Source organism: Hymenobacter sp. AT01-02, assembly GCF_000961955.2.
GTDB lineage: Bacteria > Bacteroidota > Bacteroidia > Cytophagales > Hymenobacteraceae > Hymenobacter > Hymenobacter mucosus.
On sequence record NZ_JZIR02000156.1, the window covers coordinates 1 to 12,417 of the forward strand.

Sequence of the window (12,417 nt, forward strand, 5' to 3'; positions counted from 1 at the left end):
CCTGTTGCGTCTACATCCCCTGCCTCGCCCACACCAGCCCGTAAGCGGCGGCCTCGACTAAGGTCGGCTTCGTAGCTCGCTAATTGTAATTAGGTGCACAAACTACTCGGGCCCGTGAGTGGTTGGAAGAGTAAGTACACCTCTTCCACCACTAGCCCGATAGTTACATACTCACTGTCCTACTAGGCAACAACAAACCGTCTTTAAGCTCGGTGAGAGTGTATTACCTATTTGGGGATGCCCCGACGAATCCGCTGCTTACGTGTTTCTTCTTGCTGCCGAATGTGTGCTGGCCGCACCTCAATAGTGGCACCCTCAAACAATTTATCCAGGGCGTCATGCAAGGCCTGCTTTTGCGTGTACTCGTACTGACCTGCTACGCGCTTGGTGTGGACGTAGTCCTTGAGGCGGTCAAGGTATTGTTGCCCAATAATGAACGTCTGACGAACATCGGCCTCAACATCAGTATCATTAGTAACACTAGTATCATCGGTAATACTGCTGACAGAAGTATTCTTGGTCTTACCTAAATCATCGGCGCTGCTGAATTTCTGCTCAGTGGTAGGATGCTGAGGAATTGCGGTAGGAACTGGACGCTCGTCCTGTTCTTCCAAGAAGTCCAGAATGTCTTTTTCTGACGTTCGTTTTTGCCCGTCTGGCTTAGCGGCAAGTTGCTTGAATGATTTGGCCATGATGCTGCGAGTTAGCGGGTAAGAATTTCCTGCACTAAGTGCTCATAATCGGCAGCGCCGGCACTATTGGGGGCATACCGAAAGATATCTTGGCTCAGATGAGGAGCTTCGCCCAAGGTGATAGTTTCGCGAATAGTGTGCTTGAGCACTAGGTCCGGGTATTTGTCGCGGATTATCTCGGCTGTTTCACGGCGCAATACCTTGCGCGGGTCAAAGCGAGTAAAGAAGATTCCACCTACCGTTAAGGCCGGATTTAAACGGCGCTTTACGCGGGTCACCATTTCCAGCACTTTCTCAAGTCCATCAGTTGCGTACATCTGCGCCTCCAGCGGAATGTAGAGGGTATCGGCGCAGGCATACGCGTTGAGGGTAATAAGACCCAGGGCGGGAGGGCAATCTAACAAGATGAAGTCGCACTTCTCCTGTAGGGGTTCTAGCAAGTCCTTCAGCAAAAACTCCCGGTCTACCTCGTCGCCCTTGACTTTCTCGAAACTAGATAATGCAGGAGCACCAGCAACCAGCCCCAGGTTTTCCTGTACTGGATAAGCCTTGATGGGGTACTCTTGAAGCAAGGCGCCGTAGACGTTGAACTCGGCCCCAGCTAGGCCTAAGCCATGCGTCAAATTGACCTGAGGATCTAGGTCCACTAGGAGCACTTTGTAGCCAGCACGCGCTAGCCCGGCACCGATGTTTGCCGTGGAAGTGGTCTTACCTACTCCCCCTTTCTGGTTGGTGAAAGCGATGATCTTGCTCATGCTGCAATACTACATAATCGTTATGTTATTTATGTTATAGAATCAAACTCCTGTTACCAGTGTTTTGCATGTTATTAGTGTTACTACCCTAATTTAAAAAGGATACTTTGTTGTGCAACTCACTTATCATAAAGATGTTATATGAACAAATTGTGTTACTAGTGTTACTAAAGATAGGAGTTGTTAGCGCTATGTTATTAGTGTTACTACATAACACCTGAAATGCTCTAACGATTTCCGTGCATTTTTAGAATACAATAGGATAGCCTAGTTAGATAACTTTACTGCCATGCAGAGTATAACCATCTCCCACTACTCGTGCTTGCTTTAGCAACGTCCAAGCTGGCGTGATTCCGCTATACTCATGACTTCAAGTCAACCCTTAGACCTAAGAGGATATTTAGCTGATCATATTGAAATGATCGAGACATACCTCCTACTATGAACACCTCATTACGGTGGTGATGTAGCACTCTTGACAGGACCTAAAGTGCATAACTCATACCCTAGTAGTAACACTAATAATATAGGTAACACCAGTATCATATACCCTATCTGACACAGCAGTTCTTGGGATGAGTAAAGCACTAAGACGTGCATTACTCACCTCCACTTACCAAGACGAACCCAATCAGTAGCTGAACATTATTTACATGCAACTTTGTGTCATAAATGTAAAAGCTTCTACATTTGTTCTTCCTGGCAAATAGTTAAGTGACGAGTAGAAAGCGGAAATATATTGCGTGGTGGCTCCTGCTACTATTCACCCGGTTACTTATACCCGAGGCTACTTTGTTGCGTCTGCATGCTCACCAGCATACCGAAACTGACGTTGTTTTCCAAGTAGAGCCACGGGAGGTTGCCAAGCTCCTTCTGTCTTCCCAACACCAGCACTGCCACGTTGAACAGTTCTACAATGTGGCGTTTCAGCCGGGTGCCGAGGTAACCGTCAGTACGCCGGTGCGGGTTCTGGTATATGCTTCTTACCGGGTGCGGGCAACGGTCGCTCGCACAGCTCACCTGCTAGATGGCGCCTCCTTAAGAGGCCCTCCTTACAACGCCTAACGGACGGCAGCGGGCCGAGGGTAGGGGAGAAGTAAGTGCAGCGCGAGGTTACACGAACCCAGCAGAGTTGGGACACCCAGTGCCCGCAGGAAAAGCCTTTCGGCTGGTAGTGGTTTAGACTACTAAACCAGTAGCTGCGCCCGTCCGGTCCGCTCAAGAATCCCATTCAAGGCCTACGCATAGGCCCATTCTTATCCGCAAAGGTCGGCTAGGCAATGCGGCTCTAAGAACTCAGTAGGTTGGGCTGCACTGGCTTGGTGAAGTGCCCAACCCCATCTCCTCATGCTTCATTTTTCTGCTTTGCTGCGGGCCTATATGGCCGGTGGTAGGGTAGCCCATTTCCATATGGCGCGCATTTTTCTACTCTTACTTTTTTTGTTTCCTGGCTGCTCTCAGCTCAAAGCGCTAGTCACATTGATGGCCACATTACCAGCTCCAAGGGCGAAGGGCTGGAAGGCATTTCGGTGGTGGAACAAACCGGGCGCTTTGCCGCGCTAACCAGTGCTGACGGGCATTTCTCGCTGGACCTGCCTTTCGGCGAGTACACCCTTATCACGCGCAGCCTTAGCCACCAGGAAGCCCGGCGGACCGTGGTACTCAGTGCCAGCACGCCTACCCTAACGGTAGATTTTGTTCTGCAGCCTACGACCACTTCCCTGCAAGAAGTAGAAGTATTGGGCCGCAAGGAAACTACTTACAAGAGCGACTACAGCTTTGTGGGTACCAAAACGGCCACTCGCCCCATCGACGTGCCGCAGTCTATTTCCACGGTAACCAAGGAACTGATAGAGGACCGGCAAGCCCTGCGCCTCACGGAAGTGGTAAAGAACGTGGCGGGCGTTACGCAGTACTCGCACTACGACGACCTCACAATTCGGGGCTTCCGCAACGGCTACGAAAGTGGCTTTCGCCTGTTAAATGGCTTGCGCTCCGGCTTCAGCTACGGCAACTCGTTTACCCAAGCTCCTCTAACAGTGAACCTGGAGCGTGTGGAGGTGCTGAAAGGTCCCGGCGCGGCCTTGTATGGCGACATCAACCCCGGTGGCACGGTGAATATGGTAACCAAAAAGCCCCTGGATGTGGCGCATCAGGCCCTGACGTTTTCAACGGGTAGCTTCAACACCATGCGCGCCACCGCCGACCTGACGGGGCCGCTTAATGAGCAGAAGAATGTACTGTACCGTTTCAACGCGGGCTTCGAGAAGTCGAATACCTTCCGCAACGTGAACGACACCCGCTCCGTGATGGTGGCGCCCACCGTCACCTTCTTGCCTACCGATAAGACGATCATCAATGCCGAGCTGGTGTACACCCACATCGACGGCTACCTGGACCGCGGCTTACCCATTCAGGGTGGCAACTTGTACGCCCTGCCTCGCTCGTTTACCCTGAGCCAGCCCAGCGACTATTTCCGCACGAGCACCTACTACCTCAACGCCTCACTCAATCACAAATTCACCGAGTGGCTGTCGTTCAATGCGTCCTACCTCGACTTCACCTACAACGAAAACCTGAGTGAGCACCGCACCCTGAACACCTACGCCGACGCGCCGGCCAACACGGTGATGAACCTGCGCTACTTCGACCGCCGGGCCGAGGAATACACCAAGAACCTGGCCTCCTATTTCGTGTTGAACGTGGCTACCGGCCCGGTGCAGCACAAAGTGGTGGCGGGCGTGGACTACATCCGCTTCACCACGGATCCGCAGAGTACCATGTTTGAGGCCCGGAGCAAGCTGGTGAATGGCGTGACCACTCCGTTAACCTTCGACCTGAAAAAGCCGCTCTACGAAATTCAGGACCCTACCAAGTACATCCGCCGCCCGCTGCCGCAGTTCTTCGTCGATTACATCAACTCGGTCTACCACACTACCGGCCTTTACGTGCAGGACCAGCTAGTCGTGACGCCGCGCCTGAATGTGCTGCTAGGAGCCCGCTACGAGCTATTCGCCGATGAACGGGATTATGGCAACGGGTCGGAGACTATTCCGCAGCGCCGGGTGCTGCCTCGCGCTGGCCTCACCTACGCCCTGCGCGACAACTTGAACTATTTCGCCTCCTACAGCGCCGGTTTCCGACCGCTCAAGCCGGAGTTTCTGCGCTTTCCAGAGCGCTACGGCCGCAGCACGCCCTTTGATACCGAAACCAGCTACCAACTGGAAACCGGCCTGAAAGGCGAGTTCTTCAATAAAGGCCTGCTGGCTACCGCGGCCGTGTACCAGATTGTGAAGTACAACCAGTTGGTACCCACCAATGCGCTGATGCCCGATGGCACAACGATATACCGCCAGAACGACCTGGTCCGCTCACGCGGAGCGGAGCTGGAGCTGGTGGGCAACCTGCTCCCAAATCTGAATCTGAACGCCAATTACGCCTTCAATAGCTCTGAGGTGCTGGATGCAGCCCTACCAGTAGAGGAAGGCCAACCCCTAGCCAACGCCCCCCGCCACTCGGCCGGCCTCTGGACTAAGTACACCTTTGTGACACCAACCCTGCGCGGGTTGGGCGTGGCCGTAGGTGGCAACACCATTGGCCGCCGCCGCACCGAGAACCAGGTACAGAATACTACCACGGGGGAGCTGTACTGGGCCTACTGGCCTTCCTACACGGTACTGGACGCGGCCTTGTTCTACACCACGGGCAAGTTCAACTTCCACTTCAACGTAAATAACCTGCTCGACAAGTACTACTTCGTCGGCGGTTACGACTTCTTCCGCACCAGCCTGGCGCTCCTCGCAACTTCATGGCCACGATGGGCTACACCTTTTAGCGCGCAGGACCTTACCCAAGATGCGCCGGGCCACGCGCAGGTGGAGCGTGCGGCCCTTGCTATTCGTCAGTAGGCAAAGTAGGAGCGCTACCGCGACTACGCTCCGCCTTGACGCTTTTTAAACTCACTCGTACTATGACTTACATTCTCGAAGCCAAGGAATTGCGCAAGCAGTACGCCGATAAGTTGGCCTTGCGCGGGCTAAACCTGCAGATTGCCCCGGGCGAAGTATTTTGCCTGCTGGGCCAGAATGGAGCGGGCAAATCCACGACCATTAACCTCTTCCTAGGCTTTGTGCAGCCCACTGCGGGCGCCGCTTTCGTCAATGGGCTGGAAGTAGCAACCAACCCGATCAAGATCAAGGAATACCTAGCCTACATTCCCGAGCAGGTAATGCTTTACCCGCACCTCACGGGCCTAGAAAACCTGGCGTTATTTAGCAGCCTGGCGGGCTATAAGTACCCGCAGTGGGAGCTTGTTCAATACCTCACCGATGCTGGCCTACCGGCGGAAGCAGTGCAACGGCGGGTGGGCACCTACTCCAAGGGCATGCGCCAGAAGGTAGGCATTGCCATTGCGGTGGCCAAGCACGCGAAGGTGCTGCTGCTCGATGAGCCTACCTCTGGCCTCGACCCCAAAGCCTCCAACGAGTTTTCGGAGTTGCTCCGCCGGCTCAGCGGACAGGGCACGGCCGTGCTTATGGCCACCCACGATATTTTCCGGGCCAAGGAAGTAGGCACGCGGGTGGGCATTATGCGGGAAGGTGAGCTGGTAGATGTGCGCCCGACCGCCACTTTAAACGCCCAGGAGTTGGAGCAGCTCTACCTCACCTTCATGAAACTAGCCCCGCCGATGATGCATAGTATTGCCCAAAAAGAATTTATCAGCACCCTGCGGGACCGGCGGTTTGGGGTGCTGAGTGCCCTAGTGCTGGCCTTGCTGCTGGCGGCCACGCTGGTAGGCCGTGCCTCGTACCGTACGCTGCAACAAGAGCGCCAGCTGGCCCAAGCTACCGTCAACGAGCAGTTTCGCAACCAGCCTGCCCGGCACCCGCACCGGGTAGCTCACTACGGCTCTTTTGCGTTCCGACCTAAGTCGGGCTTGAGCTTGCTGGACGCTGGCGTCGACTCGTTTACGGGCAGCGCCGTATTTCTGGAAGCCCACCAGCAGAACAGCGTCAACTTCAGCCCAGCCCAGCAGTCGGGCTCTCTAATTCGGTTTGGCGAAATGACTGTGGCCTTCGTACTCCAACTGCTGGTGCCGCTGCTCATCATTTTTCTGTGCTTTGGAGCTTTCACCCAGGAGCGGGAAACCGGCACGCTGAAACTACTGCTCAGCCAGGGCGTAACGATGCGGCAAGTAGCTTGGGGCAAGATACTAGGGTACAGCCAAGCCGTGGCGTTGGTTGTGGCACCGGCCTTGGCCTTGGCGGCGGTGCTGTTGTTTACGGGGGAAGAGTTTGCGTCCGGCGTTGATCTGGCGGCGCGCCTTACCTTGTTTGTCGTCAGCTATGCGGTGTATTTCTTTCTGTTCGTGGTGGGAGCGTGGTGGTATCGGCTGGGCAGAGCAGCTCCCGCGCGGCGCTGGTTACGTTGCTAGGTTTCTGGATTCTGAGTGGCATCATCCTGCCCAAAGCCACCGCCAACTTGGGTGCTTCGCTGTACCCTACTACCACCAAGGCACAAATGGACGCCGAAGTGCACGAGCAGGCCCAGCATGGCTCAACGGTCACGACCCGCAGGACAAGCGGGCCGCTGCCTTGAAAGCCGACCTGTTGAAAAAATACGGGGTCGATTCCGAAGACAAGCTACCGGTGAGCGTAGCCGGGCTGCAAATGGCCGCCGGAGAGGAATACTCTACCCGGGTGTATCAGCAGCACTTTGCCGCTCTGAACGCCACTTACCAACGCCAAAACCGCCTTTCCGATTGGGCTGGCCTGCTAAACCCCTACCAAGCTATTCGGCCTTTGTCGATGGGGCTGGCTGGCTCCGATTTCGCCCACTACGTGCACTTTCAGCAAGCAGCAGAATCCTACCGCTACGACTTGGTACAACGCCTGAACGGCCTGCAAGCCAGCATGGGCTACGGCGACAAGGAACGCCGGCTAGATGCCAGCACGTGGCGCGCGGTACCGGTCTTCATGTACCAGGCCCCCACGCTAGGGTGGGCCTGGCCGCACTTGTTTTTGCCCATGGCGGCCTTGCTGCTCTGGGCAGGCCTGCTGAGCTGGATAGGCCTACGGCTGATTGCTACCACTCCCGTTGCTTAATCTCATGCACCTATTCCGAATTCTGTTTTTCTACGAATGGCGGCATTTCCGGGCCGCTCGGGGGCTTGTACTGTTGTGCTGCCTGCTGCTGGCTACTGGCCTATACGGCATCTACTACGGCACCACGGAAATTGAACGCCAGCGCCAGCACTTGGCCAATCTGCCGGAGCTTACCCGCCGCAACGTGGACGAGCTTAAAGTGAAGTTTCCTGGCCCCGCCGATGCCGGCGACATTGGGTACTACCATTCTACTTTCGCCATGCACCACCCCGACCGGTGGGCCGCCCTTTCCCTGGGGCTGCGTGATGTGAATCCCTCGTACGTGAAGCTGCGCCTGCTAGGCCTCCAAAACCAGCTATATGCCACCGACAACACCAATCCCATGAAGGTGCTCAGCGGCAATTTCGACCTGGCTTTTGTGCTGGTATACCTATTGCCGCTGCTCATCATTGCCTTGTGCTTCAATTTGCTTTCTAGTGAGCGGGAAGAAGGCATTTTGGTAGTGCTGCTGGCCCAGCCGGTGCGCCCGGCGGTGGTAGTAGGGGCCAAGCTCGCGTTCCGCTTAGTGGTAGTGCTAGGGCTGGCGGGCTTGCTTTCGGTGGTCGGAATGCTGTGGGCTCAGGTGCCGCTGGATGGTCGGGTGATTATGTGGCTGAGCCTGACGGTGCTCTACTGCCTGTTCTGGTTTGGGGTGAGCCTAGTCGTGACGGCCTTGCAGCGTCCCTCGGCCGTGAATGCCGTAGCCTTGCTGGGGGTATGGCTCTTATTGGTGGTACTGGTCCCAAGCTTACTGAATTTGAGTGTAGCTACTGCCCGCCCCGTGCCCCAGGGCATTGCCCTCACTATCAAGCAGCGCGAAGAAATTCACGGCGGCTGGGACCGACCCAAAACCGAAACCATGAACCGCTTCTTCGCCCTCTACCCGCAGTGGCGCGATACGGCCACTATCCGGGAGCGGTTTGTGTGGCGCTGGTACTATGCCTTTCAGCACCTCGGCGACCTAGCCGTGGCGCCCCAGGCTGCCGCCTACGCCCACGGCCTCCAACAGCGCTACGACCTGGTAGAGCAATTAAATCTGCTCTCGCCGGCTATCAATGCCCAAACTAGCTTCAACGCCCTGGCCGGTACCGACCTGCCTACCCACCTACAATTCCAGCGCAGCGCTACCCGCTTCCACGACTCATTGCGGGCGTTTTACTACCCTTTCCTGTTTGGGAAAGTCGAATTCACGCACGCCGACTATGCCCGGGAGCCTACTCATTCCTTCACCAGCCAACCGGAGCTACCAACCATCTACCGGGGGCTAGTGAAGCTGTTGTTGAGCGTAGCGGCTGTCTATGGACTGGGGGCCGTACTCTGGCGGGTGCGCCCCATTACCCCCCGCTAAGCCCAGCTTACCGCTTTGTTTGACTGTCATTTCCTGCTTATGCCGCTTCGTTTTTTCTTCCTGCTTTCGGCGCTGTTTTTCTTTACCCAAGTACTTGCAGTAGCACTTCCAAAGCCCTTTTTGTTTAACGGACAATCAGTAGCACCCGGGCGTAAGGTGGCTACGCTGCTTTACGTAACGGCGGGTCAAGATACCGCCGTAGTACCCGTAACGGTCTTTCATGGCCGCCGGCCGGGCCCGGTATTGGGCATCATTGCTGGGGTGCACGGCTACGAATACCCACCTATTCTGCGGCGCAGCAGCTAGCCCAAGAACTCGACCCTGCTCAACTGCGTGGCACGGTCATTTTGGTGCATCTAGCCAACGTACCTGGTTTCCTAGGGCGGCGCATTCAGGTAAACCCTCAGGACGAGAAGAACCTTAACCGCGTGTTTCCTGGTAAAGCGGACGGAACCATCACCGAGCGCCTGGCGTGGCGGCTGGGCAACGACGTTATGGCGCGTTGTACCCACGTCATTGATGTGCACGCCGGCGATGCCCTCGATGACTTGCGTCCCTATGCCGGCTACTACAACTACTTCGACACTCCGGCGCTATCCGAAACCGGGCGGCAAATGGCCACAGCCTTGGGGTTTCCCTACGTGGTGCAGTTCGGTAATGAAGCCAGCTTACAAGACCAAGCTGCCGTGTACTGCTCCCGCGAAGCCATCAAGCGCGGCATCCCCGCCGTTGATATTGAATGCGGCCGCTTCGGCTTGCCCGAGGTAGATGCCGTAGCGCAAATCAAACAGGCGCTCTATCGTCTGCTTGGTCATTTGGACATAATCGGCGACAAACCGCTTGCGACCACTCCGCTGCTAATCGCGCAGCGAACTACCGTCACTAGCTCTCACACGGGCTTTTTCTACCCGCAGGTAAAAGCCGGAGAGCTAATTCACAAGGGCTGCAAGCTAGGCTACCTCACCGACCTATTCGGAACCCCGGTTGCCGATGTAGTAGCCCCCGTTGATGGAGTAGTGCTTTACATGACAGCTACCCCACCCATCAGCAAGGGAGAAAGCTTGCTAAATATTGGGCATGTGCCACTAACTACCCGGCCGTAGCTCCAGGGCTGTAGTTGCCTAATCATGCCTTGTACCCCCCCAAAAAGGGCTAGAAAGCTGCTTGTACTTCTGTCCTCCTCTGGTGTTGGGCGTACGAGCAGCCTTCTAGCCCTTTTTTATAGGATATAGTTCGTAGGTGTGCTTCCAAAGTATGCTCGGCGCCTAAGTGCCCGGGTAGGAGGGAAGCTAGGCTTCTTTAATCAGCCACTCAATACCCTGGGCATCCTTCTCCTGGCGAAACCCTTGCGACAAGTAAACCAACTCCAAATTCTCCTCGAAAGTGGTGCCCTTGGCCGTTTTCTTGTGCTGCATGACCTCAAAGGCCTCCCGAGCTTCCTGGAGCCGGATGCGAATGAGCTGGTGGGAAGACGAGGCCGGCTTGCGGCCGGATGTCTTTTGCCGCTGCTGAACCATTTTGTGGTAGTCTTCCACCAAATGCCCTTTGGTAATAGACGTGAACACAGCCCCGGCTAAGCTCTTAATCTTTCCCTGGCTACTCTTGCTGCGTTGCTGGTGCACCACGTACTGCACGTAGCCTGGCTCTATGTCGCCTTTGTCGATAAGTTCTCCAACGGCTGCAATACTACTGGCCGATACGCCTACTTCCAGCAATACCTTTTGCCATTCGGTGGTGGCCGGTAGGGAAGGGAGCAGCACTTCATTGGTCACGGGCTCGAAGCGGAAGCGAATTTCCTCCACACTGTTGCTTTTTCCCCGAATCAGGTCGTACTGGAAGGCTAGGTTCGTTTGAGCCAATTCTTGCTGAGCCCGGTCGAGGACCCGCAGCTTAAACAGCGGAAACTGCTTGTATTGGCCCTCCAGGTCGAGTACCCTCTTTAACTCATCCACGCGGATTGTGCGCGTACCAAAGCTTCCGTACTGCTTCAACAGCCAATAAATACGGTAGGAGTGGGCACTCTTCAGCTTCAACAACTGCATGAGCTGGGCCTGGGTAAAGTTTCCCTCGTTGAGCTGGAGCAGGTGCTCCCGAACCCGATCATTAAACCGCACCACCAGGGCGCGCTCCTCGCTGTTGTAGTCGGCGTAGGCCATCAGGGGGGTGTTGGAGAAGCTTGGTGCCTCTTCAATACCCTGACCTGCTCGTTTCGACTTCTTCTTGCTAGGGCGCTCAATGTACAGCACGCGGGAAGCCAGTAAGGCACACATATCCTTTAGCTGCTGGTAGTCGTTGCTGCTAGGGCGACGCCCGGAAACGGCTACTACTTCCGTCACGGGAATATGGAGTTCATGAAATTCCGTGTCTTCCCGCTCAATGCGGGATAGCATGGCCATGAACAAACGCATTTCCAGAGTGGTGAGGGCAAACCGCGCGTTGACTAAGTCGTTACGCTGGACAACCAATTTGCTGTCGGGCTCGGGTTTCTCATGAGCAAAAAGATCTCCCTGCATGGCAACTGGTAAAGCGGTTCAGACAGGAAAGGTATTACAAAAAATTAAGTTGTAATAGGCATTCGTGCTTTTTGTAATAGGGTAGCCCGCATATTTCGTGCTTTTTGTAATAGGCAATTCGTGCTTTTTGTAATAACCTTTCGTGCTTTTTGTAATAGGCAATTCGTGCTTTTTGTAATAGAGTTTGCTTGCAACCCTATGTTGTTCAAATAGTTATGGACCCTATAATATTAGGTAATATTATAAATAAGGAAAACTACCGTTTAAAAGGGGTGGTCTTTTTTTGAGTGTTTAGGGCTAAAAATGGCGGATAGCATCGAGTTTAGATGCTGAGCTAGCGTAAGGTTGGTTAATTGGGCGGCGGCGCGGAAATTCGTGCTTTTTGTAATAGGGTTAAGAGAATAATAAATGGTTAAATCATTGCTTTACAGCATATTGTGTGTAATATATATTTACTATTGAATACACGATATAACGGTTTGCCCTATTACAAAAAGCACGAAAGCAAGTGTACTATCTTACCTCGCTAGGCAGCCTATTACAAAAAGCACGAAAACAGTCATGCAGTTAAGCAATTAGCATGGAAGGGAGCCTAGTTGAATTCGTGCTTTTTGTAATAGGTACACGTCTTGCGAGCTGCTGTTAAATTCTAAGCGGTGCCAATGAGCGTATAGAACTTTTCCAGTAAGATGAAGTCTGCTTTAGATAAGTAGCATAGATGCAAAAACTAACAGTATATGATTATAGAACGGTTTGTACTAGGGAAAAAAGGCTGGTATTTTGCCTTAACTAGAAGGTAAATAATAGTAAAAAATTTATACCAGTTTTAGTGCTATTATTTACCTTGAAGTTAGTAGAAATTGGCGTCTACCCCCTTATAGATCAGAGGATAGCATGATGACCATTAAGAGCAAGGAGCAAGCATAAAGTCATAGTTTTATAGGTAGAATGCTTCTCCCCTTAAGC

Annotated in this window: 11 protein-coding genes; 8 read left to right on the plus strand and 3 right to left on the minus strand. The window is 54.1% G+C overall.

All coding sequences use genetic code 11. The features are described from left to right. Positions 1-227: 227 nt before the first annotated feature. Both VI25_RS21530 and VI25_RS21535 read right to left on the minus strand, forming a co-directional pair. Positions 228-692 carry a hypothetical protein gene (locus VI25_RS21530; protein WP_045690558.1) on the minus strand — a complete coding sequence of 155 codons (465 nt, stop codon included), beginning with the start codon at positions 690-692 and terminating at the stop codon, positions 228-230. A gap of 11 nt (positions 693-703) precedes the next feature. After that, on the minus strand, positions 704-1,447 hold the full coding sequence (locus VI25_RS21535; RefSeq protein WP_055562868.1) for a ParA family protein: 744 nt from the start codon (positions 1,445-1,447) through the stop codon (positions 704-706). Between the two features lie 792 nt (positions 1,448-2,239). On the opposite strand from VI25_RS21535, the gene VI25_RS21540 reads away from it, so the two are divergent. The 8 genes from VI25_RS21540 (at position 2,240) to VI25_RS21570 (ending at position 10,041) form a co-directional block, all read left to right on the plus strand. Then, complete coding sequence (locus VI25_RS21540) at positions 2,240-2,512, plus strand: hypothetical protein (RefSeq protein WP_045690666.1); 273 nt, start codon at positions 2,240-2,242, stop codon at positions 2,510-2,512. A 425-nt stretch (positions 2,513-2,937) separates the two neighbouring features. Then, positions 2,938-5,355: a TonB-dependent receptor gene (locus VI25_RS21545; protein WP_262489994.1), complete on the plus strand. Its 2,418-nt coding sequence runs from the start codon at positions 2,938-2,940 to the stop codon at positions 5,353-5,355. 62 nt (positions 5,356-5,417) lie between these two features. Beyond that, positions 5,418-6,881, plus strand: a complete 1,464-nt coding sequence (locus tag VI25_RS28720; protein WP_072144884.1) for an ATP-binding cassette domain-containing protein — start codon at positions 5,418-5,420, stop codon at positions 6,879-6,881. After that, positions 6,875-7,045, plus strand: a complete 171-nt coding sequence (locus tag VI25_RS25405) for a hypothetical protein (RefSeq protein ID WP_161807014.1) — start codon at positions 6,875-6,877, stop codon at positions 7,043-7,045. The genes VI25_RS28720 and VI25_RS25405 overlap by 7 nt, the downstream gene beginning before the upstream one ends. After that, entirely contained in the window at positions 7,042-7,551 is a 510-nt protein-coding gene (locus tag VI25_RS21555) for a DUF3526 domain-containing protein (protein WP_045690706.1), read from the plus strand. The genes VI25_RS25405 and VI25_RS21555 overlap by 4 nt, the downstream gene beginning before the upstream one ends. A gap of 4 nt (positions 7,552-7,555) precedes the next feature. Continuing rightward, the gene (locus tag VI25_RS21560) at positions 7,556-8,938 is read left to right on the plus strand and encodes an ABC transporter permease (protein ID WP_052695834.1); all 1,383 of its coding nucleotides are present in this window, start codon (positions 7,556-7,558) and stop codon (positions 8,936-8,938) included. A 39-nt stretch (positions 8,939-8,977) separates the two neighbouring features. Next, positions 8,978-9,244: a hypothetical protein gene (locus VI25_RS21565; protein WP_052695832.1), complete on the plus strand. Its 267-nt coding sequence runs from the start codon at positions 8,978-8,980 to the stop codon at positions 9,242-9,244. 44 nt (positions 9,245-9,288) lie between these two features. Next, positions 9,289-10,041, plus strand: a complete 753-nt coding sequence (locus VI25_RS21570) for a succinylglutamate desuccinylase/aspartoacylase family protein (protein ID WP_236705190.1) — start codon at positions 9,289-9,291, stop codon at positions 10,039-10,041. 186 nt (positions 10,042-10,227) lie between these two features. On the opposite strand, the gene VI25_RS21575 is transcribed toward VI25_RS21570, so the two are convergent. Continuing rightward, positions 10,228-11,451, minus strand: coding sequence for a replication initiation protein (locus VI25_RS21575; RefSeq protein ID WP_045690705.1), 1,224 nt, complete (start codon positions 11,449-11,451; stop codon positions 10,228-10,230). Between the last annotated feature and the right edge of the window lie 966 nt (positions 11,452-12,417).